This window comes from Achromobacter sp. GW823-FHT04E03, assembly GCF_058796095.1.
Genome location: NZ_JBXAIJ010000001.1, coordinates 1,478,151 through 1,499,783, shown reverse-complemented (window position 1 = coordinate 1,499,783; position 21,633 = coordinate 1,478,151). Strand labels below are relative to the sequence as shown.

28 protein-coding genes are annotated in these 21,633 nt (G+C 65.3%); 25 read left to right on the top strand and 3 right to left on the bottom strand.

The features are described from left to right. The first annotated feature begins 60 nt into the window (after positions 1–60). The 17 genes from AC1RHV_RS06985 (at position 61) to AC1RHV_RS06905 (ending at position 14,643) form a co-directional block, all read left to right on the top strand. Positions 61–996 (top strand): hypothetical protein, encoded by a 936-nt coding sequence (locus AC1RHV_RS06985; protein ID WP_492300204.1) that lies wholly within the window; start codon positions 61–63, stop codon positions 994–996. 10 nt (positions 997–1,006) lie between these two features. Then, complete coding sequence (locus AC1RHV_RS06980) at positions 1,007–1,948, top strand: DUF5309 domain-containing protein (protein ID WP_492300202.1); 942 nt, start codon at positions 1,007–1,009, stop codon at positions 1,946–1,948. 47 nt (positions 1,949–1,995) lie between these two features. Continuing rightward, positions 1,996–2,310: a hypothetical protein gene (locus AC1RHV_RS06975; RefSeq protein ID WP_492300200.1), complete on the top strand. Its 315-nt coding sequence runs from the start codon at positions 1,996–1,998 to the stop codon at positions 2,308–2,310. Next, positions 2,307–2,906, top strand: a complete 600-nt coding sequence (locus AC1RHV_RS06970) for a phage adaptor protein (RefSeq protein WP_492300198.1) — start codon at positions 2,307–2,309, stop codon at positions 2,904–2,906. The genes AC1RHV_RS06975 and AC1RHV_RS06970 overlap by 4 nt, the downstream gene beginning before the upstream one ends. Continuing rightward, a complete protein-coding gene (locus tag AC1RHV_RS06965) occupies positions 2,903–4,351 on the top strand; it encodes a hypothetical protein (protein WP_492300196.1) in 1,449 nt (482 codons plus the stop codon). Before AC1RHV_RS06970 ends, AC1RHV_RS06965 begins: the two co-directional genes overlap by 4 nt. Positions 4,352–4,362: 11 nt before the next feature. Next, a complete protein-coding gene (locus AC1RHV_RS06960) occupies positions 4,363–4,674 on the top strand; it encodes a hypothetical protein (RefSeq protein ID WP_492300195.1) in 312 nt (103 codons plus the stop codon). Next, entirely contained in the window at positions 4,674–5,084 is a 411-nt protein-coding gene (locus AC1RHV_RS06955) for a GNAT family N-acetyltransferase (protein WP_492300193.1), read from the top strand. Before AC1RHV_RS06960 ends, AC1RHV_RS06955 begins: the two co-directional genes overlap by 1 nt. Beyond that, on the top strand, positions 5,081–6,277 hold the full coding sequence (locus AC1RHV_RS06950) for a hypothetical protein (RefSeq protein WP_492300191.1): 1,197 nt from the start codon (positions 5,081–5,083) through the stop codon (positions 6,275–6,277). Before AC1RHV_RS06955 ends, AC1RHV_RS06950 begins: the two co-directional genes overlap by 4 nt. Positions 6,278–6,286: 9 nt before the next feature. Further along, positions 6,287–7,069, top strand: coding sequence for a hypothetical protein (locus AC1RHV_RS06945; RefSeq protein WP_492300189.1), 783 nt, complete (start codon positions 6,287–6,289; stop codon positions 7,067–7,069). Then, on the top strand, positions 7,066–7,380 hold the full coding sequence (locus AC1RHV_RS06940; protein ID WP_492300187.1) for a hypothetical protein: 315 nt from the start codon (positions 7,066–7,068) through the stop codon (positions 7,378–7,380). The genes AC1RHV_RS06945 and AC1RHV_RS06940 overlap by 4 nt, the downstream gene beginning before the upstream one ends. Before the next feature lies 1 nt (position 7,381). After that, positions 7,382–8,761: a hypothetical protein gene (locus AC1RHV_RS06935; protein ID WP_492300186.1), complete on the top strand. Its 1,380-nt coding sequence runs from the start codon at positions 7,382–7,384 to the stop codon at positions 8,759–8,761. Next, on the top strand, positions 8,761–11,466 hold the full coding sequence (locus tag AC1RHV_RS06930; protein WP_492300184.1) for a lytic transglycosylase domain-containing protein: 2,706 nt from the start codon (positions 8,761–8,763) through the stop codon (positions 11,464–11,466). Before AC1RHV_RS06935 ends, AC1RHV_RS06930 begins: the two co-directional genes overlap by 1 nt. A 106-nt stretch (positions 11,467–11,572) precedes the next feature. Then, positions 11,573–12,703 carry a hypothetical protein gene (locus tag AC1RHV_RS06925; protein ID WP_492300183.1) on the top strand — a complete coding sequence of 377 codons (1,131 nt, stop codon included), beginning with the start codon at positions 11,573–11,575 and terminating at the stop codon, positions 12,701–12,703. A gap of 4 nt (positions 12,704–12,707) precedes the next feature. Beyond that, the gene (locus AC1RHV_RS06920; RefSeq protein WP_492300182.1) at positions 12,708–13,259 is read left to right on the top strand and encodes an XkdW family protein; all 552 of its coding nucleotides are present in this window, start codon (positions 12,708–12,710) and stop codon (positions 13,257–13,259) included. A gap of 21 nt (positions 13,260–13,280) precedes the next feature. After that, positions 13,281–13,628: a hypothetical protein gene (locus AC1RHV_RS06915; RefSeq protein WP_306650434.1), complete on the top strand. Its 348-nt coding sequence runs from the start codon at positions 13,281–13,283 to the stop codon at positions 13,626–13,628. After that, positions 13,625–14,116 (top strand): glycoside hydrolase family 108 protein, encoded by a 492-nt coding sequence (locus tag AC1RHV_RS06910; protein WP_492300179.1) that lies wholly within the window; start codon positions 13,625–13,627, stop codon positions 14,114–14,116. The genes AC1RHV_RS06915 and AC1RHV_RS06910 overlap by 4 nt, the downstream gene beginning before the upstream one ends. Beyond that, on the top strand, positions 14,113–14,643 hold the full coding sequence (locus AC1RHV_RS06905) for a hypothetical protein (protein ID WP_492300178.1): 531 nt from the start codon (positions 14,113–14,115) through the stop codon (positions 14,641–14,643). Before AC1RHV_RS06910 ends, AC1RHV_RS06905 begins: the two co-directional genes overlap by 4 nt. Here the strand turns inward: AC1RHV_RS06905 and AC1RHV_RS06900 are convergent. Both AC1RHV_RS06900 and AC1RHV_RS06895 read right to left on the bottom strand, forming a co-directional pair. Beyond that, positions 14,640–14,933, bottom strand: coding sequence for a hypothetical protein (locus AC1RHV_RS06900; RefSeq protein WP_492300177.1), 294 nt, complete (start codon positions 14,931–14,933; stop codon positions 14,640–14,642). The genes AC1RHV_RS06905 and AC1RHV_RS06900 overlap by 4 nt on opposite strands. A 49-nt stretch (positions 14,934–14,982) precedes the next feature. Beyond that, a complete protein-coding gene (locus tag AC1RHV_RS06895; protein WP_492300175.1) occupies positions 14,983–15,666 on the bottom strand; it encodes an SOS response-associated peptidase in 684 nt (227 codons plus the stop codon). Positions 15,667–16,054: 388 nt separating this feature from the next. On the opposite strand from AC1RHV_RS06895, the gene AC1RHV_RS06890 reads away from it, so the two are divergent. The 8 genes from AC1RHV_RS06890 (at position 16,055) to AC1RHV_RS06855 (ending at position 20,951) form a co-directional block, all read left to right on the top strand. After that, positions 16,055–16,387: a cupin domain-containing protein gene (locus AC1RHV_RS06890; RefSeq protein ID WP_054456045.1), complete on the top strand. Its 333-nt coding sequence runs from the start codon at positions 16,055–16,057 to the stop codon at positions 16,385–16,387. Positions 16,388–16,430: 43 nt separating this feature from the next. Next, complete coding sequence (locus AC1RHV_RS06885) at positions 16,431–16,760, top strand: hypothetical protein (protein WP_054456047.1); 330 nt, start codon at positions 16,431–16,433, stop codon at positions 16,758–16,760. 116 nt (positions 16,761–16,876) lie between these two features. Further along, positions 16,877–17,269 (top strand): VOC family protein, encoded by a 393-nt coding sequence (locus AC1RHV_RS06880; RefSeq protein WP_125470718.1) that lies wholly within the window; start codon positions 16,877–16,879, stop codon positions 17,267–17,269. Between the two features lie 260 nt (positions 17,270–17,529). Next, complete coding sequence (gene aqpZ / locus AC1RHV_RS06875; RefSeq protein ID WP_054456051.1) at positions 17,530–18,243, top strand: aquaporin Z; 714 nt, start codon at positions 17,530–17,532, stop codon at positions 18,241–18,243. A 51-nt stretch (positions 18,244–18,294) separates the two neighbouring features. Beyond that, a complete protein-coding gene (locus tag AC1RHV_RS06870; protein WP_054456053.1) occupies positions 18,295–18,984 on the top strand; it encodes an MgtC/SapB family protein in 690 nt (229 codons plus the stop codon). Positions 18,985–19,061: 77 nt separating this feature from the next. After that, positions 19,062–19,625 carry a cytochrome b gene (locus AC1RHV_RS06865; protein WP_492300172.1) on the top strand — a complete coding sequence of 188 codons (564 nt, stop codon included), beginning with the start codon at positions 19,062–19,064 and terminating at the stop codon, positions 19,623–19,625. A 93-nt stretch (positions 19,626–19,718) separates the two neighbouring features. Further along, complete coding sequence (gene kdsA, locus AC1RHV_RS06860; RefSeq protein ID WP_054456057.1) at positions 19,719–20,576, top strand: 3-deoxy-8-phosphooctulonate synthase; 858 nt, start codon at positions 19,719–19,721, stop codon at positions 20,574–20,576. 66 nt (positions 20,577–20,642) lie between these two features. Then, the gene (locus AC1RHV_RS06855) at positions 20,643–20,951 is read left to right on the top strand and encodes a hypothetical protein (RefSeq protein WP_054456059.1); all 309 of its coding nucleotides are present in this window, start codon (positions 20,643–20,645) and stop codon (positions 20,949–20,951) included. A gap of 21 nt (positions 20,952–20,972) precedes the next feature. Here the strand turns inward: AC1RHV_RS06855 and AC1RHV_RS06850 are convergent, their stop codons facing one another. Continuing rightward, positions 20,973–21,458: a GNAT family N-acetyltransferase gene (locus tag AC1RHV_RS06850; RefSeq protein ID WP_492300170.1), complete on the bottom strand. Its 486-nt coding sequence runs from the start codon at positions 21,456–21,458 to the stop codon at positions 20,973–20,975. Between the last annotated feature and the right edge of the window lie 175 nt (positions 21,459–21,633).

Genomic DNA, 21,633 nt, shown 5'->3' with positions numbered 1-21,633 from the left:
ATTGGCCCGCAGATAGCGGGCCTTTTTGTTGTCGGAGTCAAACCTCACGAGGTATTTGCAATGGACGAAACCACCACCATCGAGCAGCTTGTAGATCAATGGGAGCAGCCGGATAACACCGAGCTGCCGGAAGGCGATCCCGCCCAACCCGAAGGGGAGGCGAACAGCGCAGGCCAGCCCAGCGACGAGCAGGAGGAAGACCCGCAGGGCGACCCTGACGGCGGTACCGACGACCAACCCGCAGGGGAGTTGTCGGATGAACAGGTCATCGAGTGGGAAACGGGCTCGGGTGAAAAGTTCTCCGCGCCGGTGGCCGAGCTGAAGGCCGGCTACATGCGCAACCAGGACTACACGCACAAGACGCAAGAATTGGCGCGTGAGCGTGATTCGTTCAACGAGCGGGTACAGCAGCAGTTCCAGCAGATTCACCAGTACGCGCAGGAGTTCGGCGCGCTGCAGGTGCAACACCGGATCATCCAGCAGTTGGAGGCGAACATCGCCCAGATCAACCGCCACGACGACCCGGTGGGCTACAGCAGCGCGGTGAGCGAATTGATGATGGCCCGACAGCAGCGGGATGGGTTGGCCGCCCATCTCCAGAATGTCCAGCAGGCCCGCACTCAAGAGCAAAGCCAGGCTTTCCGGGCTGCTCAACAGCAAGCGGCGGCTGAACTTTCCACGGGGCCAACCGCGATACCGGGATTCGGCAAAGAACTGGTTCAGAAATTGAACGTGACCGGACGGGATTACGGCTTTTCCCCCGAGGAAATGTCGACGATCACCGACCCGCGCCATATTCGGGTGCTGCATGACGCGATGAAGTACCGCGAACTGCAGGCGAAGAAGCCCGAGGCGCTCAAGAAGGTGCAGGCGGCGCCGAAACCGGCCCCGCAGACCCGTTCTGTCCCTCCCACCACCGTGCAAAAGGCAGCCAAGAGCTTCGCCAATAAGCCCTCTCTCGAGGCAATGGCCGTGCTCTGGAATGCCGCCAAATAGTGAGGTAATCATGGCAAAACTCGCCAACTCTTTCGCCACTTTCGACGCGGTCGGCAACCGCGAAGCGCTCTCGGATCAGATCTACAACATCTCGCCCCAAGACACCCCATTCGTCTCGTCCATCGGCAAGGGCAAAGCCACCGCCGTGTACGAGGAATGGCAGACTGAGGCGCTGGAGCCTGCGTCCAACAACAAGGTCGTGCAGGGTAACGAGCCGACCCCGCAGGTGATCACGCCGACGATCCGTCTGGGCAACCGCACGCAGATCTCCGAGAAGACGTTCGCCGTCACCGGCACGCAGGAAGTCGTCAACAAGGCCGGCCGCAAGTCGGAAGTGTCCCATCAAGACATCAAGAAGATGATCGAACTGAAAAAGGACATCGACTTCGCCTGCCTGCAGAACACGACCTCCATTGCTGCCGCCGCGGCCACGGCGCCGCAGTCGCGTGGGGCGCTGGGTTTCATCAAGACCAACACCAACAAGGCCAGCGATGGCGTAGACCCGGATCCGGTGACGAACACCGCACCGACGGACGGCACGCAGCGCGCATTCACCGAGGCACTGCTGATCGACGCTGCGGCGAAGGCATGGGAAAGCGGTGGCAATCCCACGCTGTTGTTTCTCCCGAAGGCGCAGCGCGGCGCATTCAGTGGCTTCAATGCTGGCGCTCAGAAGCAGTACGCCATCAATGAAAAGGAACTGACGGCGACCATCGGCGTGTACGAGGGTGACTACGGCATTTACAAAGTCGTCAACAGCCGCCACCAGCGTGGGCGCGATGTGTTCGGTATTGACCCCACCATGTGGGAAGTGCTGACACTGCGTCCGTTCAAGTCGATCGAGCTGGCCAAGACGGGCGACAACATCAAGAAGATGGTCAACACCGAGTGGACGCTGAAGTGTGACAACGAAGCTGGCAACTTCGCGGTGCGCGACCTGACCGTGGCATAAACCCACCCTGAAGGAAGGCCCCCGGCCAATAACCGGGGGCCTTTTTTATGGAAAAACACCTCCTTTCCGCCTCGCGCGGCACGCAGACCATCTTCCACAAGGCAGACGGCAAGATCGGGCTGCAGACCGTGGCCGACGTGGAGAAAATCGTCGATTTCGCGCACGACTTGGCCGCCTCTGGTCAGACGCGCGCGGCCAACGGCGACCGCCATGTGGCGGAAATCCCCATCGTGGTGGTGAACGCCTGGGCGCAGAAGCGCGGCGTCACCTTCGACGCGGTCATGCAGGACGTTCGCCTGCTGCGCGAGTGCGTGAACGACCCCGAGAACGCCGCCTTCCGCGTCCATGGGGGCCGGGTATGAGCATCACGAACTACGCCGAGTTGCAGGCCGCAATCGGCCGCTGGCTGAGCCGTACCGACATGGCTATCGTGGCGCCGGACCTGATCACATTGGCCGAGACACGGCTGAACCGCAATTTGCGCGTGCGCCAGATGGAAACGACCGTCACGCAGACGATTTCCGGGCCGGTGAACGCGTTTCCGGCGGACTGGCTGGAGCTGCGCGGCGAGCCCACGGTGGACGGGGCGCCCCTGCGCTTCGTCACCAGCGACCAGATGCAGGAACGCAGCGGCGGCATGGGCCGCTACGAGGGCGATTTCTACACCATCCGCGGCAATGACCTGGTGGTGGGATCGCGCATCGCCAACACGGTCGAGCTGGGATACACCTACTACGCGCGCATCCCGGCGCTGACGGACGCCGCGCCGCAAAACTGGCTGCTGGCCACCGGCCCCGACATTTACCTGTACGGCTCGCTCCTAGAGGCAGAGCCGTACCTGAAGAACGATCCCCGCATGGAAACGTGGCGGGCGCTGTTCCAGGTCGCGCTGGGCGATCTGCAAGCTTCGAGCGATAAGGCCCGATTCTCGGGTGGCTCCCTGGAGATTCGGTCGTGATTCCCTTTATCGGCTTCGCGCCAGACCTCGATCCGACCACGCCGGGCGTCATCACCGACTGCTCGATGCTGGTGCCGGGCACGAAGGGCATGCGCGCGGCGCCCAAGGCGGTCGATGCGGGTCTGCCGGCGTTGCCTGGTGCAGTGCATGGCGCCGCCGCGGTGACGCGCCTGGACAACGCCAAGCGCCTGATCGTCGGCACGAGCAACCGGCTATATGAGCGCGTGGCGTTCGCCTGGAATGACGTCTCGCGCGGTGGCGGGTACACGACGATCACGGACAACCGCTGGCGCTTCGCCCAGTTCGGCAACGCCACACTGGCCAGCAACAGCGCCGATCCGATCCAGCAGAGCGTGGCCGGAGCCTTCTCGGACATTGCCGGCGCGCCCAAGGCCCAGATCATCGAGGTGACGCAGGGCTTCGTGTTCGCGTTCAATACCGATGACGCGACCTATGGGGATAGCCCGGATCGCTGGTGGTGCTCGGGCATCTACGATCACACGGTCTGGACGCCCGCGATCGCATCGCAGTGCGCCACGGGCCGCTTGCTGGACTCGCCAGGCGAGATCCGCGCCGGCCGCGCGCTGGGCAGCGACATGATCGCCTACAAGGAGCGGTCCATGTACATCGGCCGCTACCAGGGGCCCCCCGTCGTCTGGGCGTGGCAAATGGTCCCGGGCGAAATCGGCGCGACCAATCAGGAATGCGTGGTGTCCATCGGCACGGCGCATGTGTTCATCGGCTGGGACAACTTCTACATCTTCGACGGCACGCGGCCGCAGGCCATCGGCGATTCGGTGAAGTCGTGGTTCTTCCGCGACCTGAACCAGACCTATCGCTACCATGTCATCGGGCAGCATGACCCGATCAGCGGCCTGGTCATCTGGTACTACCCGTCCAATTCCAGCGCTGACGGCTCGATAGATTCGGCCATCGTCTACAACTACCGGCGCAACCAGTGGGGCCGGGCGAACCGCAGCATTGAGGCGGTCATCGACTATGCGTCGGCGCAGATCACCTACGACACGCTGGGCGACCGGTACAGCACCTATGAGGATCTGCCACTGATCCCCTACGATTCGCCCTTCTGGCTGGCGGCATCCATCGTACCGGCCATCGTCGACACCAACCACAAGGTGATGTCGCTTACGGGCGATGGCGAGGACTCCATGCTGATGACGGGGGACTTCGGGGACGATTGGCAGTATTCGACCCTGCAGGGCATCCGGCTGCGGTTCGCCCTGAACCCGACGACCGGCGCATGCCAGACCTTCCACCACAGCGGCGTGGGCACGGATCTGGAGTATGGCGTGTCCAGCGTGCTGGCTGATGGGAAGTTCGATGTGCTGCGGTCCGCGCGCTTCCACCGGGCGCAGATGACCTTCACGGGCAACACCGAGGCGATCGGGTACCAGCCGCGCGTCCAACCGGACGGGGAGCGATGATGAAAATCCCGGTGAACTCGAATCTCCCGTCCGCGAAGGACGGCGTCAGCTACCTGCAGCAGTTGACCTTCGCGATTTCCCGTCTCTGGTCGGGCATGGCCATGCAGGTCAACAACCTGGCCGAGGGGCGTATTTCGGCCGCATACAACGCGCTGGCCGCGCCTCCCACTGCGGGCGAGTACAAGCAGGGCGATTTCATCCGCAACGTGGCGCCGGTGGAGACGGGAACGGCCGGCGCGCGCTATGTCGTCATCGGCTGGGTATGCGTGGCGAACGGCACGCCCGGCACCTGGCGGGAAAACCGCGTTTTGACGGGGAACTGATGCGCACGCTTACCCATTTCGACCCGGCGCGCCTGGATACGGTCTGGCCGGAGGTCGCTCCAATGCTGAACGCCGCGCTCTCGAAGGGCGAGGGAGAGCTGGACCTGTCGCAACTGCGTTTGTTGATCACCGCCCGCCAGGCTGAGCTGGTCCTGGTGGTCGACGAAGGCGCGCTGGTGGGCGCCATTGCCATCGAATTCATGCAGTACCCCAATTACCGTGTGGCGAATTTCATTGCTACGGGTGGCCGGCGCCTGTTTGCGCGTGCGGGCGATGTGGACCAGCTGAAAGCCTGGCTCAAGGAGCGGGGCGCGACCAAGATCCAGGGGTACTGCCCGCCGGCCGTGGCCAGGCTCTGGTGCCGCCTGGGCTTCCATGTGGCCTATCAAGTGGTGAGGTGTGACATATGAGTCGATATCGCGACGATGGCGGGTTCTACGACCCGCAGGACCAAGGCCCCGGAAATCGGGGCTTTTCTTTTGGCCGAAGCCGGCCGGCGTTCAAGGGCGGCGGTGGCGGTGGCACGACCACGACGCGGGTGGAGCTGCCCGACTACGTGCGGCCCTATGCCGAACGGCTCATGGACTGGTCCTACAACCTCGCCCAGCAGCCTACGCCGCAATACGGCGGCCAGCTTACGGCGGGGCTGAATCAGGACCACACCACGGCCATGAACGGCATCCGGGATCGAGCGCTGAACGGCTCGCCGGATATCAACGCCGCGCGCGAGGGGCTGACTTCGACGTTGCAGGGCCAGTACATGCGCGGCGCCGAGGCCAATCCGTACACGGGGCAGGCGAACACCTATATGGGGCAGGGCAACGCCTATATGGGCCAGGCCAATGCCTACGCAGGGCCGAATGCCTACCTGGACAACGCCATTCAGAAGACGCAGGGCGATATCGCGCGCAACTACGCGGCAGGCACGGGCGCCCAGACGTTGGCCCAGTTCCGCAACTCGGGTGCGTTCGGTGGCTCGGCCATGCAGGAGACGCAAGACACGCAGAACCGCGCTCTTGGCGACGCGTTGGCGAATGCGAGCAGCAGCATGCGCATGCAGGACTACGACATTCAGCGCCAGATTTCGGCGCAGGACCTGGCGCGCAATGCCCAACTGGCTGGGCAGGATCTGGACCGCAACGCTTCCATGGCCGGCCAGGATCTCGCCCGGAATGCGCAACTGGCCGAATCCCAGCTCTCGCGAGGGGACTCGCTCTGGAACTCCGAGCGCCAGCGGCAACTTCAGGCGATGGGCCTGGCCCCGAATCTCGCGAACACGGACTACCAGGACTACCAGGCGCTGCTGGGCATCGGCGATATCCAGCGCGACTACAGCCAGAGCCAGCTCAACGACGCGTTGACCCGCTGGCAACAGGCTGCCAACCAGCCGTACCAGCAGATGGAACTGCTCGCTAGCGGGATCATGGGAGCGACCGGCGGCGGCGTGGCGAAGAACCAGGTCGGGCCGAACCCCAACCAGGTCAACCGCACGGCGGGCGCGCTGGGTGGGGCGATGAGCGGGGCGGGCCTGGGCTCGATGTTTGGCCCATGGGGCACGGCAATTGGCGGCGGCCTTGGCCTGCTCGGCGGTCTGTTCGGATAAGGGGCGGCAATGGGACTTCTCGACGGACTTTTCGATTCTGGCAATAACGAATCGATCCTCGGCGCGATCGGCGCGCCTATCCAGAAATGGACGGATCCACTGGCGTGGTTGCCGGGCGGGCTGGGCGACAAGTGGGTGGATCTGACCAGCCACAAGATCCCGGAACTGACGAACAAGGTAGGGTCAAAGATCATGACCCCCTTCGATCGTATCGACGAGACGATCAACCCAGTGCGCCAGATCCCGATTGTGGATCGCGTGGGCGACGTGATTCGGGACAAGCCGGGTGATGCGGTCGGCATCGCGATCGGCAGCATGTTTGCGGCTCCGGCGCTGGCCGGCGCAGCAGGGATGGGCGGTGCTGGCGGCGCTGGCGCGGCCGGCAGCGCAGGGGCAGGGACTGGGGCGGGCCTGGGGGCTGGCGGCATGGGCGCGCTGGGTACCGGCACCTTCAACACCATGGGCGCCTACGCCAGCCCGCTGATGCAGGGCCTGGGAACGGGCACGGCCGGCATGGGCATGGGCGCGACAGGAACGAGCGCTGCCACGCTTGGCGGCACGGCAGCGGCCGCCAGCCCGTTCTCGGCCATGGATGCAATGCAGTTGGGCCAGAACATGATGGGGCAGCAGCGCCAGCAGCAGCAACAGCCTCAACAGGCCATGCCCATGATGGGCGGCAGCGCGCCGGGCAACATGCAAGGGCTGTTTTCGAGGTTTGCCCCTCAGATGGCGCCGCGCCAAGTCAGCCGCACTTCTGGGCTGCTCGATCAAATTCTTGGAGGTCTTCGATGAACGGACTTCTCAGCGGCGTGATGGGCGAAGCTGACCCGCAGACCGCACAGGTGGCCCCTCAGATGACGCCCGACCAGCAGCGGCAGAATCTGTACGACCAGATGCAATGGGCCATCTATGGCGGCGACATCGGCGCGTTCAGCACGCTGAACCAGCAATTGCAGCAATTGAATGGCGCGGCCGCGGCTCCTGCTGGGCAAGTCCTGGCCGCGCCGCAGGCGAACCAGGCGATGCTAGGCCAGCTCTTTGCCCCACAAGGTGCGGGCAACGGCTTCACGCCAGCGGTGAATCTGTTCCGGGGAGGGTTCTGATATGGCTGGCCTACTTGATTCGCTCTATGCCAACGACGGCAACAATCCCATGGCTATGGGCCTGCTGGGGATGGGCGCCGGGCTGCTTTCGGGTGCGAATGGAAACTACGGCGCATTCGGGCCGGCGCTGGCGTCAGGAATGATGGGCGCGGCGCAGGGTATGCAGAACGCCCGAGACTTCGAAATGCAGAATGCCTACCGCCAGGCGCAGATCGGGAAGCTGGAGCAGGACGCGGCGAAGCAGAGGGGGATTCAGTCTCTTCTGTCGTCCCGCTTCGGTGGGGCCCCTGGCGGCCAGGGCGCGGCCCCGGCCGGTGGGCCGGGCACGGCAGGCGTCGGCGGCAGTGCGTTCCCGCTCAGCCTGCAAGATGTGACCATGCTCAAGGCCCTGGGCGGCCCGGACCTTCTGGACCAACTCAAGTATGCGAACGAAGGGGCGAAGCGCGAGGCTGGCGCCACCTATCGCAACCCGATGACAGGCCAGATGGAGTTCGTGCCCAAGGTGGCCGAGGGCATGCAGGTCATCTACGGGCCGGATGGCTCGCCTTCGGTGCTACCGATCCCTGGCTACAGCGCGGCGAACGCCGGCGCGGAGGGCGCGCGGGCCGGCGCTATCGCCGCGGCACAACTGCCTTACAACATCGCCCAGAACCGTGACCAGCAATTGACTGGCGCGCAGCTCGATATCGTGCAGGTCCCTGACGGGCGCGGCGGCACCATTTCCATGCCACGCGCCGCGCTCGCGCAGGCGTTGTCCGGCCAAGCGCCGGCCGCTGGCGGTGGTGGTCAACCGGGCCGCACTGGTGGCCTTGGCTACAACCCGGGCCCGGTAACGCAGGACGCCGCGAAGAGCATCAACAACGATTGGCTGACGAACAGCTACCGGCCTGCGCTGGATGACGGCAAGGCAGCGTCGGACCTATCCAGCAGCCTGGCGGCGTTCCGCTCCATTCCGCTGGAAACGGGCTGGGGTACGGAGACGAAGGCGGCCGCGGCGAACATGCTGACCAGCCTAGGCATCGCGCCGGAATCGGTCGCGCAGTACGCCACCGACGCCCAGCGCTTCCAATCCGTCGCCATGGACCGGTTGCAGAACGCGCTGATGCTGCAGAAGGGGCCGCAGACCGAAGGCGATGCGCAGCGCGCTGCCCAGACCTTCGCGCGGTTGTCCAACACGCCGGCCGCCAACCGTTTCATCGTCGACTTCGCGCAGGCGCAGGCCAACCAGCGTATGCGCAAAGCCCAGTACTACGAGGCGGCTCTGCCGCTGGCCCAACGCGCGGGCGACCTGGCGCGGGTTGATCGCGAGTGGCGCAAGATCCAGGGTTCGATATGGAACGACCCGATTCTGGCCCCGTATCGTCCTCAGGAGCGCCGGTAATGGCGCAGCCCCTGTTTGCCTCGCTCGAAGAGCAGTACCGGCTGCCGGCCGGCCTGCTGGACAGCGTCTGGGCTGCAGAGTCGAGTCGTGGGCAGAACATGCTCTCGCCGGCGGGTGCCAAAGGTCATTTCGGCTTCATGGACCCGACCGCCGCCCAGTACGGTGTGACGGACCCCAACGACCTGCCGCAGTCTGCCCGCGGCGCGGCCAGGATGTACCGGGACATGATCGATCAGACGGGCAGCCTGGACAGCGCGCTGGCCGCTTACAACTGGGGCATCGGAAACCTGCAGCGCAAGGGCATCGAGAATGCGCCGGCCGAAACCCGGGGCTACATCCAGAAGGTGAGGGCAGGCATGGCACAAGAGAATGACCCGTGGGACGAGCTGAACCGCCAGTTCTCCCAGCAGACGGCGGCGCCGGCGCGCCAAGAGGCGGACCCCTGGGAGCAGTTGAACCAGCAGTTCGCGATGCCGGCCGCGCCCGCGCAGGAGCCGCCGCGTGGCCAACAAGCCGGGGCCGGCGACGCGACAACGAGCCGCGGCCCGGATGGGGTACTGCGCGTGGAAATGGGCGGAACTGCCTCAGCGACACCTGCGGCCGAGAAAAGGGGATTCTTCGACGGCATCGGCTCGCCATCCGAATGGGCGCGGCAGCTCGGTCTGACGGCGCGGTATGGCCTGGAGGGCCTGGGCCAAGCATCTCAGCTGGTGACCGAGCCGCTGCGGCATTACGTGGTGAACCCGGCGGCAAACATGCTGGGCCTACCGCCCGCTACCTCGTCTGGCAGCACGATGGCCTCGTTGGCCGACACGCTGGGGCTGCCTGAACCGCAGGGGCGCCAGGAGCGCATCGTAGGCGATGCGGCGCGGCTCATGGCAGGCGCCGGCGGCATGATGGGTGCGCTGGGAGCGGCAAGTGGCGGCGCTGCGGCGGCCGGTGGTCTGTTGCCCACGGCCAGCACCGCAGGTCTTGGGCAAAGCGTCATGGCGGGTTTGGCTGCAAATCCGGGTGTGCAGCTAGGCTCTGCAGCCGGTGCTGGCACGCTGGGCGGATTGGCCCGCGAGAACGGGGCCGGCGCGCTCGGGCAGTTCGGCGCATCCTTGGCCGGCGGCCTGTTGGGCGGCGGCGCGGTCATGGCCGGAAGCAGCCTAGCCAACAGCGCGCGCAACGCCGCGACGCGCATGGCGACCCGGCCGGCGGATCTCGATATCCGCTTCAATCGGCTCATGGATGAGGCAGGCATCGACCTGTCCACGATCCCGGCGAACGTGGCCCGGGGGCTGCGCGCGGAAATGGAGGCCGCGCTGCGCACGGGCCGCGAGCTACGCCCGGACGCTGTGCGCCGCCTGGCGGACTTCCGAGCGGTCGGCGCGACGCCGACACGTGGGTCGATTACGCTGGATCCCGTGCAGCTGACGCGCGAGCAGAATCTGGCCAAGATCGCCGCCAACAGCGCCGACGACCAACTGGCCGGCCTGCCGCGCATGCAGAACGAGAACAACGCCACGTTGATCAATCGCCTGAACGAAGCAGGGGCAGCGCGTGCGCCGGAGGCAATCGATGCAGGGGAGGCCGCCATCGGGGCACTGGCGCGTAACCTGGACGCACAGCGCGGCAACGTCAGCGCGCTGTACTCGAACGCGCGTGACAGCGCGGGTCGCAGCTTCCCACTTGATGGCGCTTCCTTCACGACCCGCACGGCGCAGGCCCTGGATGACCGCCTACTCGGCGGCGCGCTACCGGCGGACGTGCGCAACCACCTTAACCGGATAGCCAGCGGCGAAGTGCCGTTTACCGTCGATTATGCCGAGCAGCTGAAGACAGCCATGGGCAATCTGCAACGGGCATCCTCTGATGGCCAGGTGCGCATGGCGCTGGGCGTGGTGCGTAACGAGCTGGACAACACGCCTGTTCTGGGTCTGGGGCAGCAGACCGGCGCGGCCGGCGCGCGTGCGGTCAACCCGGGCAACCTGGCCGCCGCGCCCGGGGCTCCACAGCTTGGCGAAGAGGCGATCGCCGCGTTCAACCAGGCGCGCGCCGCCAATCGGGCGATGATGCAGAACGTCGAGGCGAGCCCGGCGCTGCGCGCGGTGTTCGAAGGGACCGCGACGCCCGACCAGTTCGTCAATCGCTTCATCCTCGGGAAAGGGGCTACAGCCGCTGACGTGGCGGCGCTGCGTCGCGGGCTGGGTGACAATCAATATGCGGTCGGCGCGGTGCGCGATCATTTGGTCGACTACCTGAAGGGCAAGGCTCTGAACGGAGCGGCCGACGAGGTTGGCAAGTTCAGCGCGGCAGCCTACAACAAGGCGCTCAACGCCATCGGCAATCGCAAACTGGGGCAGTTCTTCAGTCCGGCGGAAATCTCACAACTGCGCGCGGTCGGTCGGGTGGGCAGCTACATGCAGGCCCAGCCGGTCGGATCTGCCGTGAACAACAGCAACTCCGGGGCGCTGCTAGCCGGCCGCGGCTACGACTTCCTGAAAGGCGTGCTGGGGAAAATCCCGTTCGGCGAATCGGCGTTGCTGACGCCCCTGCGCAACATAGAGGTGTCGATGCGCCAGCGCGGCGCTCAGAACGTGCTGCCGGGATTGCTTGCCGAGGAAATGAGGCGCCAGGGTAGCGTCAGTGCGCCGTTTCTGCTGCCGGGCGCGGCCGCTGCGGGTGGCCTACTTTCGGCGCCAGGCGTCTATGGCCCCTAGGATGACGGCCGCCGCCAGATAGCCCAATAGGATCGGATCGAAATTCATCCGCAAATTCTACGATCAAACCGCCGCCGCAAGGCGGCATTTTTATTGGTGAGCCATCATGCCTGTGCCGAATTACATTTCTGAGCTTGCCCCGTCGCCGACGACCAACAGCCCGATCGGGACGGAGACGGTAGGACCGAACCTCGACGACTACCTGCGCACGGCGTACGCATTTGTCCGGCAGGTTTCGGGGGATCAGGCAGGCGCCAGCGCGCCGCCGCAGCCGCACGCCTACCAAATGTGGGCGGATACCGGCACGGGTCGGATGCGGCGACGCAACGCGGATAACACGGGCTGGGTCGACGTCGGGGCCATACTCGGCAATGACGCCTCGGGCAAGGCAGACCGGGCAGGCGACACCTTCACCGGTCAGGTGTCGATGACGGGCGGCAACTTCCCGCTGCGCCTGGCGCCGACCGTGTCAGGCAACGACGTTCTGACCGCCCTGGATAACGTTTCCGTGCGGCGCTGGAGCTACGGCCTGAACGGCACGAACAACAATTTCGTCGTGAACCGCCACGACGTGACTGGCACCTATCAGGACACGCCCTTGTCGCTGGATGTCGTGACGGGCCTGGCGCGCTTCAGCGTGCGGCCGTCTTGGCAGGGGGGATTGACGCCCTGGGACACGGGCAACCTCCCGAGCCCGGTTCAGGCGGGCAGCGCATCGTTCACCGCGACGGCGTACAGCAATGCCGTGACCTATGCGGGCGGCGCGTTCCGTATCTCTGCTGACATAGGCGGCCCATTCGCCACCTGGTCGAGCACGCGCATAGCCGCGCTTCAGGTGGACAGCCTGGACCCGGCGAAGGTGTATATGGGGCTGCGTTGGACGCGCTGGGGTGGCCGGAATATCGCCGGGATCGACGCTTACGAAGGTGGAACCACGTCCTCCGAATGCTCGATCGTCCTGCATGTCGGCTCGCAGAACAACGCATGGACGTTTGGCCGACTCGGAATCAGCCGCGGCGCCGGCGGCAGCCTGCTGGGCACCTGGGATTTCACGCCTGGCGCGGCGTGCCAATACAACACGAGCGTCGTGGAGACCGGCTACATCAATTTCAACTCCATGGGGGATCTCACGCTAGATGGGTCTACGCAAGTCGGGCCTGGCTACGTGATGATCGGTGTGCGCTCCACGGTCGGGAAGCTGCTCTATCCCCGCTTCGTCCAACTGAAAAACATCTGAGGTGATGATGCTGACGCACGATCAAATTATCTACGCGCTCGGGCGCGAGCATGGCCTGGTGCACGGGCAGGACTTCATTGCAGGGCAGCGCATCGATCAGCAGACCGGACAGCAACTGGATGACGCGTTCATCGTTCGCTGGAACGCAGCTATCCCCGAGCCCACGAAGCAGGAGCTGGCGGCCCTGTGCGCGCGCTACACGCTCGGCTACGCGCGGGAGGCGAAGCTGTCTGAAATCAACGCGCGCTTCTCTGCCGAGGCGGCCGCCGTCCTGGCGCCGTACCCGGAAGAAGAGCGCGCAACCTGGCCATTCCAGCAGCGCGAGGCGCTGGACTGGGGCAACAATCCCGCGACGCCCACGCCCTACCTGGACGGCCTGGCTGCGGTGCGCGGGCTGGATCCGGCGGTCATGCGCCAGAAGACGCTCGACCAGGTCCACCAGTTCGTCGCCATCAGCCAGCAGTTGGTCGGCAAGCGTCAGCGCCTGCGGGATGCTGTCTACGCAGTGCAGGACGGCCCGGGCGCCGCGGCGGAACTCGCGGCCATCGAGTGGTAGACGCGAATGCCGGGTGAAAAGGTGTTCGAAACCGCCCCGGGCTTGAGCCCAGATGCCCGCGCGATCCTGGCGGCGCTCCATGAAATGAACGCCGATGCGCGCCGCGAGACAGACGCCAAATTCGAGTCGCTCCAGAAGGAAATGCTGGCGGTGTCCGCGAGCGTGAAAACCGGTTTCCCGGGTGGCGACTATGACGGGCACCGCCGTTATCACGAGCTGGTCATTGAGCGGGAAGAGCAGCGCCGCCAGTTCTGGCAGGGAATTCTGCTGCACCTCGCCAAGACCGGCACCTGGGCGATGCTCGCCGGCCTGTTCCTGTATCTGGTCCCGATGATCGGGGCGCGCCTCAAGGAGTGGATCCTGAAATGAACTTTGACCAAGCATTTGACCGTCTCATCGGGCATGAGGGCGGCTACGTGAACCATCCGGACGACCCAGGCGGGGAAACGAATTGGGGAATCACGCTGCGCACCGCGCGCGAGGCTGGCTACACCGGGACCATGCGCGCACTGACGCGCCAGGAAGCGAAGGCCATATATCGCGAGGCTTATTGGAACCGGGCAAAAGCCGACCAGTACGACGGCGCCATTGCATTTCAACTCTTCGACGCCGCGGTGAACCATGGCATCGGCCAGGGAATCCGTTTCCTGCAGCGCGCCGTGGGCGTCGCCGATGATGGTGCTGTCGGGCCCGTGACGCTCTCTGCGGTGCGGGCAATGTCTGTGCCCGACGTGCTGGCGCGTTTCAATGCTGAGCGGCTGGATTTCTACACGAAGCTGACCACCTGGCCGACCTTTGGCAAAGGCTGGGCGCGCCGGGTTGCCGGCAATCTGCGGTACGCCGCTGAGGACGCATGATGAATTTCGACTGGAAGGGCGCGCTGGGCAATCTGGCGCCGATGCTGGCGACCGCGCTGGGTGGCCCGCTCGCCGGTGGCGCGGTGGCCGCGATCACTGAGGCGCTGGGCCTGGGCGCGAATGCCTCTGACGCCGAAATCGCCAAGAAGCTGGCCACCGCCAGCCCTGACACCCTGCGCGCGCTCAAGGAGGCCGAATTCCAGTTCTCGGCGCGCATGGCCGAACTGGGATTCAAGAGCGAGGCCGACTTGGCCAGGATCGAGGCCGACGACCGCGCCAGCGCGCGCCAGCGGGAGGTCGAGCGCCAAGACTGGACGCCGCGCATCCTGGCCTACCTGGTGACGGCCGGCTTCTTCGGCATGCTGTCGGTGATGGTCTTCGCCGAGATCCCCGCGGCCAGCAAGGAGCCGCTGTACATCCTGCTGGGCTCGCTGGGTACCGCCTGGACCAGCATCATTGCTTACTATTTTGGCAGCACGGCCGGCGGCCAGAAGAAGTCCGAGCTGCTGGCCAAGACGAAGCCCTAGCGCGGCGCCATTCCCTTACGCAGCTTGCGCGGCGATTCCAGCAGCTCTGCTGTCATCTGGTCCCGCTCCAGCACACAGGGCTCCTTGGCCAGGCCCGCCAGCAGGTCGTCGTAGATGTCGCCTGTCAGGCCGGCGGGCCGCTTCAGTTCGAAGGACACCTGATGCAGGCGCAGTAGGGCCGCGCGCAGGCGCTTCACCTCCCATAGCAGGGAGAGCACATCAGGGTTCCAGGGCTGACGCTCCCGGATGGCCCGGAGGTCGGCGAAGGTGAGCGGGTCTTTGAACGGCATGGCGGAAAACACTGGTCAGGCATCCAGTATATTCCGTCGACAATCGGGGTCAGCTATCGGGCTTTCCCGTCCCCATGGGCGTGGCCACTAGCCGGTCGGCCGGGTAGGGGACCAGGAAATCGCGGGTGTCGGCCACCGGCGCGGTGAGCCAGTCCTGGTAGGCTCCTTCCGGCAGGATCACCACCATGCGCTTTTCCTTGCCCGCCTGGTGGTAGTTCTGGAAAAGCGGATCCTGGTCGGCGTTGATGGTGAGCATGGTGTAGCTCTCTTGCCATTGGCCGGCGGCGTCTCGGTAGCGATCCCACAGACCGGCGATGCCCAGCGGCGCGCCGTCAGCCCGGGTGAACCGGGTAGCCACCGCGGCGCCCGACCGCCAGTCTGGTTCGAAGATCGCATCGGCCGGGATGATGCAGCGCAGTGCCCGGCGCCAGGCGTTGCCGAAAGTGAAGGACTTGGCCGCCGTCTCGCTGCGGGCGTTGAAGGTCGACAACTTGCCGGCCTTGTCCAGGCCGTCCGCCTTGGTCATGGCGCTGATCAGCCCCCAGCGGCCCACGATTGCCTCCCGCTCCGGCACGGCCTCGTCGCCCGCGTCATGCTCGGGCGGCCGCCGCACGAACAGCCCCTGATACTTCGGCCACATGTCGTACTTGCCTACGGCCTTCGGCTTCTCCGGAACCCCGAATTTCTTCAGCAGGTACTCCGCATCCTTCAGGGTCTGATAGTGGCTGCACATGGTCCCTCCGGGAGAGCCGATCACGTGCCGAGTATACGGGTGCGCGTTCGAGTCGGAGCCGTTGAGGCGAAGCGTGGGGCCAGCCCCAAAAAGGCCCCAAAAATTACGCGAAGCCGCTCCAATACTAGCTCCGAGAGTCCCCTCCTTCGCACCAACCTTATTCAGGCACTGATCCGGCTTCATGCCACCAGTGTCCCGCAAGCCCCAAGGCATTGAATGCCTTGGGGCTTTTCCTTTGCCGGCGCGCCCTTGCGCTTAGGGATAACCTCCCGTGCCGAAAGCGCATTTTTGATATATCTTCGCGCTCTTCGGTGGAGGCTTGCCGCTGGCCGGCATCGCAACAGCCTCTCCAACAGCCCCGTACACAGCACGATAAGGAGAGCCTCCCATGGCGCTCAAGCACGCTGCATTTCTGGATGTCATCGATATACGCACCCCGCATCGGGAACACGGGGAGGCCGTCAGCGTCAGCCTGATGAAAACGGCGCATATGCAACTGCTGCAATTGGCGCTGCCCGCCGGCAAGGGCCTGCCGCAACATGCCGTGGCGGGCGAAATCACCATTCATTGCATCGCCGGAGAGGTGAGCTTGGCATTGCGCGATGGCGTGCGCCAGTTGCGCGAAAACCAGCTCGTCGCGTTGGCCGCGCACGAACCGCACGCGCTGCAGGCCGTGCGCGACGCGACCGTGCTGGTGACGGTGCTGCACGCCCCGGCCTAGTACTCCGATTCCTGACGCAGACGTGTTCCCTGAGAGGTGAGCCGTGCATGAGCTGTTGGCCGACTGGTGCGAAATCCTGAACCGCTTGCTGCGGGACGTGGCCGATGCGCACGCCACGGCGCAGGCGCGCGACAGCGCGCTGCGCCATGCCCACCGGCATTCCTGCCAGGCGCCGATCTGCTTCCGGATGTCCGGGACCACGGTCAGCCATCTGGCGGAAACGCTGGATTGCGCCATCCGCGCGTCCTGCGCCCGCCACGACAACTCCGCCTGGGTGCAGGCGCTGGACGTGGCGTACACCAAGTTCCTGCTGTATCTGATCCGCGACGTGGACCGGTGGTCCAGCGGCGGGCTGCACCAAGAGGCGGCGTAGGAGAGGTTTGGTACTTCATAATTTACTGGATAAATAAACAGTAATTTGGTTCAATCCCATCATGCCTCCGGCGCATGCACCTGCAAAAGCGCCATTTCCCACGATCAGGACGAACCATGAAATTCGGATACACCATCATCTACGTACCGGACGTCGCCGCATCGCTGTCCTTTTTTGAACAGGCATTCGGTTTCGCCAGGCGTTTTCTGCACGAGTCCCAGACTTACGGCGAACTGGACACCGGCGAAACCACCTTGTCGTTCGCGGCGCATGAACTGGCCGACGCCAATTTCGGCGGCGGCCATGTTGCGGCTTCGGCGTCGGCCGAGCCGTTGGGCATGGAAGTGGCTTTCGTGACGGACGACCTGGCCGCGGCGCACGCCCGCGCGCTTGCGGCGGGCGCCACGGAAATGAGCGCGCCTGTCTCCAAGCCGTGGGGGCAGGTCGTGTCCTATGTGCGTTGTCCGGACGGCACGCTGGTGGAGCTTTGCACTCCCATGCAGGGCTAGGCACGCCGCTCGTCGCCGCGGCCGGGGCCAAGCGCTCCGAGACGCTGCCGCTGCGGCCCGCATCATCGGTGTCCGTGCGGCGTGCGCCTTTCCGTCTAGCCGGTCCGGACGATCCCCGAGTCCGCCCTACGCCGTTACCTTGGTTGCGGCAGGGGTGTCCGCGTCCGGCTGCGCTCAAGAATTGTCAAGAATTTACATTGCTTTGAAGTTGCCGTCGCCGCCCCGCGATACCGTGGCATTTTCGTTTTTCGGGAGTCGACATGTATCCGCTTTCCAAGCGTTGCGGCGCGGAGTTCTTTGGCACGTTCTGGCTGGTATTAGGGGGCTGCGGCGCCGCTGTGCTGGCCGCCGGTTTCCCGGAACTGGGCATCGGTTTCGCAGGCGTGGCGCTGGCCTTCGGCCTGACCGTGCTGACCATGGCGTTCGCGGTCGGCCATATTTCCGGCGGGCATTTCAACCCGGCCGTCACGGTGGGCCTGGTGGCGGGCGGCCGTTTTCCCGCCAAGGAAATCCTGCCTTACGTCATTGCCCAGGTCCTGGGCGCGATCGTGGCCGCTGCGGTGCTGGCCTGCATCGCCAGCGGCAAGCTGGGTTTCGATCTGAAGGGCAGCCATTTCGCGGCCAACGGCTACGGGGCCTATTCGCCGGGCAAGTACTCGATGGTGTCCGCCCTGGTGACGGAAGTCGTGCTGACCGCTGGCTTCATCTTCGTGATCCTGGGGGCGACCAGCAAGCGCGCGCCGGCCGGCTTCGCGGCGATTCCTATCGGACTGGCGCTGACGCTCATCCACCTGATCAGCATTCCGGTGACGAACACCTCGGTCAATCCGGCCCGTTCCACCGGCCCGGCGCTGTTCGTGGGCGGCTGGGCGTTGGAGCAGCTGTGGCTGTTCTGGGTCGCGCCCATCGTCGGGGCGATCGTCGGCGCCATCGCCTACCGGCTGGTCAGCGATCCCGCGCAGGAGCGTAGCTGAGCCAGGCGCTGCACCGGGCGATAATGGGGCCAAGTCTCTGATCCTGGTCCCATGAACGAATTTTCAATCGCCATCAATCTTGTGCTGGCCATGCTGCTTGGCGCCGCCATCGGCGCCGAGCGCCAATGGCGGCAGAACTATGCCGGCGTGGTCACGCATGCGCTGGTCTCGCTGGGCGCGGCCGCCTATACCGCCTTGCCGGCGCTGCTGGACGCCGGCAACGACATGCGCCTGGGCAGCCAGGTCGTGACCGGCATAGGCTTTCTGGGTGCGGGCCTGATCATGCGCGACGGCCTGACCATACGCGGCCTGAGCGCCGCGGCCACCATCTGGGCTACCGGCGCCGTAGGGGTACTTGCCGGCTATGGCTTCCAGGCCGAAGCCAGCGCGGTCACGGCGCTGATCCTGGTCACCAATGTGCTGCTGCGGCGCGGCGCCAGGCTGATGGACCGCTACGTGCCCGATGCGGAAACCGAAGAGCGTTACTACAACATCGCCTTGACCTGCGCCTCCACGGACGAAGCCATGGTGCGGGCGGAATTGCTGAACGCCTTGGGCAAGCACAGCCTGCGCCTGCGCGGCGTGGAAAGCCAGCAGCGCGACGGCGGCCGCTCCGAAGTGACCGCGGTGGTCTATTCCATGCGCCAGGAAGACGAGCGGGTGGAGCAACTGGTGGGCAGCCTCAGCCTGCTGCCGCAGACCTACTCGGCCAGGTGGACCTCCGACACCGGCAACGCCTGAAGCCGGCCCGAATCAGGACGCCGTAAGTCCGATCTCAATACGCTTGCACTCCGATTCCAAGAAGATGAGCGTATTCCGTGACGACAACGATTCCCCCTGCCGGGCCCGCCGGCGTGGCGCACTATGACCGCGTCAGCATCGCGTTTCACTGGCTGACGGCGGCGCTGGTGGTGGGCCTGTTCGCGCTGGCCGAAATCTGGGGGTTCCTGCCGCGCGGCACGCCCAGGCGGCGCCTGCTGCAGCACCTGCATATTTCGTTCGGCCTGCTGTTTGCCGCCGCGTTCGTGTTGCGCGCCATCTGGCGCGTGAGCGCGGGCAGGCGCCTGCCGCCGGCCGCCACGGGCTGGCTGCGCACGGCTAGTACGGGCGTACACGGATTGCTGTACCTGTTGATGGCGGCGCAGATCGTGCTGGGCTTTCTGTTCCGCTGGGCGCAGGGTGAGCCGTTCGCCTTCTTCGGCCTGTTCGACGTGCCCACGCTGATCGCCATCGACCACGAGCAGCGCCGCTTCATCGGCGGACTGCACAACACCGTGGCCTGGTGCATCATCGTGCTGGCGCTGCTCCATGCCCTGGCCGGCTTGTTCCACCACTATGTCCTGCGTGACGGTGTGCTGCGCCGCATGCTCTCCAGCCGCTGAGGAGCGCGCGGCAAGGGCGGGACGTGAAAGCCGGGCCGGGCAGGTTGTACATTACGCACTATCACTGCCTTACTTCCACAGGATGTACCCATCATGACCGCCCCTGAAGTGTTTATCTCCTCCTCGATCAGCTGCGCGAACGACCGCCCCTTCGTGCTGTTCGGCGGCATCAACGTGCTGGAATCCAAGGAACTGGCGCTGCGCGCCTGCGAGGAATACCAGCGCGTCACCCGCAAGCTGGGCATCCCCTACGTGTTCAAGGCTTCCTTCGACAAGGCCAACCGCTCGTCCATCCATTCCTATCGCGGCCCGGGCCTGGAAGAGGGCATGAAGATCTTCGAGGCGGTCAAGAAGGAATTCGGCGTGCCCGTCATCACCGACGTGCATGAACCCTGGCAGGCCGCGACCGTGGCCGAGGTCGTCGACATCCTGCAACTGCCGGCCTTCCTGGCGCGGCAAACGGACCTGGTGGTGGCGTTGGCCAAGACGCAGCGCATCATCAACATCAAGAAGCCGCAGTTCCTCAGCCCGACCCAGATGCTGAACATCGTCGAGAAGTTCACCGAGGCCGGCAACGACAAGCTCATCCTGTGCGACCGCGGTACCTGCTTCGGCTATGACAATCTGGTTGTAGACATGCTAGGGTTTGGCGTGATGAAGAAAGTGTCCGGCAACCGGCCGCTCATTTTCGACGTCACGCATGCCTTGCAGCAGCGCTCGGCGCTGGATGCGGCATCGGGCGGCCGCCGCGAGCAGGTGGCCGAACTGGCGCGCGCGGGCATGGCTGTGGGGTTGGCCGGCCTGTTCCTGGAAGCTCACCCCGATCCCAAGAACGCGAAGTGCGACGGTCCCAGCGCCTTGCCGCTGGACAAGCTGGAGCCCTTCCTGACCCAGTTGAAGATGCTGGACGACCTGGTGAAGTCCTTTGCCCCTATCGACATCGAACCCTGAATCCCGCGGTCATAACGGCTGCGCAAAGTTGTTATACGATCCGGGCCAAACATTGGGGAGGCCTGGATGTCTTTGTATGTGATCGTCGCCGTTCGAAAAGAGCCCGTCAGCGGGCACGTGGCCTATGTGCGCTGGGGCCAGGCAGAACGCGGCGTCCCCGGCTGGGTCACCGAGCCGGTGACGGCGGCGGCATCCGAGGTCATCGAGGCCATCAAGGACGGCGTGGAAGTCGAAACCGCCATCAGCCAGGACGGCATGAGCGTGGCGTTGCGGCCGGTGCGCGTGCTGGTGGATGACGACGGACGCGAACACCTCGCGTCCGCGCCGGTTCCCAGCTCGACCTTGTACACGCTCTTCGACCTGCCCGAATTCTGATGCGGGCAGCCCGGCAGGCGCCTAGCGCCGGCCCTGCGCGAAATTGAGCAGGGCGTCTCCGGCCATCCGGTAGCGCACCCATTCATCCTGCGGCAGCGCGCCGATCGACTGGTAGAAATCGATGGCGGGCGTGTTCCAGTCCAGCACGCTCCATTCCAGGCGGCCGCAGCCATTGGCCACCGCCTCTTGCGCCAGATGGCGCAACAGATCGCGGCCCGCGCCGATGCCGCGCTGCTCCGGCGTGACGTACAGGTCTTCCAGATAGATGCCGTTCTTGCCCAGCCAGGTCGAGTAGCTGTAGAAGTAGACGGCGTAGCCGATGGGTTTGCCGTCCAGCAGGCACATCAGGGCCTTGGCCGGCGCGTTCTCGGCGAACAGGGTGCGCTCGACGTCCACGGGGCTGGCGATCACTTCATGGGCGGCGCGTTCGTACACGGCCAGCTCGGTGATGAAGGCATGGATCTGCGCCGCGTCCGAGGCGACGGCGGGGCGAATTTCGATAGTCACGGGTACTTCCTGCTGCTGCTTTTGGGGGCCTTATCCTACCCGTGAATCGGGCGGCGCGCATTTTTGGCCAGCGCGTCCATTCCGGGAATACCCTTACTTGCGCGCTGACCCTGCGGGCGCGATTCTTGAAAGCGTTCTGCCCTCGAGTCCAATGCGTACAACAGGGGACATCTCC

Bases quoted from the DNA above. Each gene is read 5' to 3' on its own strand.
- AC1RHV_RS06935 (WP_492300186.1), top strand. From the start codon at position 7,382: ATGGCTGGCCTACTTGATTCGCTCTATGCCAACGACGGCAACAATCCC.
- AC1RHV_RS06950 (WP_492300191.1), top strand. From the start codon at position 5,081: ATGAGTCGATATCGCGACGATGGCGGGTTCTACGACCCGCAGGACCAA.
- AC1RHV_RS06980 (WP_492300202.1), top strand. From the start codon at position 1,007: ATGGCAAAACTCGCCAACTCTTTCGCCACTTTCGACGCGGTCGGCAAC.
- AC1RHV_RS06870 (WP_054456053.1), top strand. From the start codon at position 18,295: ATGAACGAATTTTCAATCGCCATCAATCTTGTGCTGGCCATGCTGCTT.
- AC1RHV_RS06890 (WP_054456045.1), top strand. From the start codon at position 16,055: ATGGCGCTCAAGCACGCTGCATTTCTGGATGTCATCGATATACGCACC.
- AC1RHV_RS06940 (WP_492300187.1), top strand. From the start codon at position 7,066: ATGAACGGACTTCTCAGCGGCGTGATGGGCGAAGCTGACCCGCAGACC.
- aqpZ (WP_054456051.1), top strand. From the start codon at position 17,530: ATGTATCCGCTTTCCAAGCGTTGCGGCGCGGAGTTCTTTGGCACGTTC.
- AC1RHV_RS06955 (WP_492300193.1), top strand. From the start codon at position 4,674: ATGCGCACGCTTACCCATTTCGACCCGGCGCGCCTGGATACGGTCTGG.
- AC1RHV_RS06905 (WP_492300178.1), top strand. From the start codon at position 14,113: ATGATGAATTTCGACTGGAAGGGCGCGCTGGGCAATCTGGCGCCGATG.
- AC1RHV_RS06910 (WP_492300179.1), top strand. From the start codon at position 13,625: ATGAACTTTGACCAAGCATTTGACCGTCTCATCGGGCATGAGGGCGGC.
- AC1RHV_RS06880 (WP_125470718.1), top strand. From the start codon at position 16,877: ATGAAATTCGGATACACCATCATCTACGTACCGGACGTCGCCGCATCG.
- AC1RHV_RS06945 (WP_492300189.1), top strand. From the start codon at position 6,287: ATGGGACTTCTCGACGGACTTTTCGATTCTGGCAATAACGAATCGATC.
- AC1RHV_RS06930 (WP_492300184.1), top strand. From the start codon at position 8,761: ATGGCGCAGCCCCTGTTTGCCTCGCTCGAAGAGCAGTACCGGCTGCCG.
- AC1RHV_RS06970 (WP_492300198.1), top strand. From the start codon at position 2,307: ATGAGCATCACGAACTACGCCGAGTTGCAGGCCGCAATCGGCCGCTGG.
- AC1RHV_RS06855 (WP_054456059.1), top strand. From the start codon at position 20,643: ATGTCTTTGTATGTGATCGTCGCCGTTCGAAAAGAGCCCGTCAGCGGG.
- AC1RHV_RS06925 (WP_492300183.1), top strand. From the start codon at position 11,573: ATGCCTGTGCCGAATTACATTTCTGAGCTTGCCCCGTCGCCGACGACC.
- AC1RHV_RS06920 (WP_492300182.1), top strand. From the start codon at position 12,708: ATGATGCTGACGCACGATCAAATTATCTACGCGCTCGGGCGCGAGCAT.
- kdsA (WP_054456057.1), top strand. From the start codon at position 19,719: ATGACCGCCCCTGAAGTGTTTATCTCCTCCTCGATCAGCTGCGCGAAC.
- AC1RHV_RS06895 (WP_492300175.1), bottom strand. From the start codon at position 15,666: ATGTGCAGCCACTATCAGACCCTGAAGGATGCGGAGTACCTGCTGAAG.
- AC1RHV_RS06900 (WP_492300177.1), bottom strand. From the start codon at position 14,933: ATGCCGTTCAAAGACCCGCTCACCTTCGCCGACCTCCGGGCCATCCGG.
- AC1RHV_RS06985 (WP_492300204.1), top strand. From the start codon at position 61: ATGGACGAAACCACCACCATCGAGCAGCTTGTAGATCAATGGGAGCAG.
- AC1RHV_RS06975 (WP_492300200.1), top strand. From the start codon at position 1,996: ATGGAAAAACACCTCCTTTCCGCCTCGCGCGGCACGCAGACCATCTTC.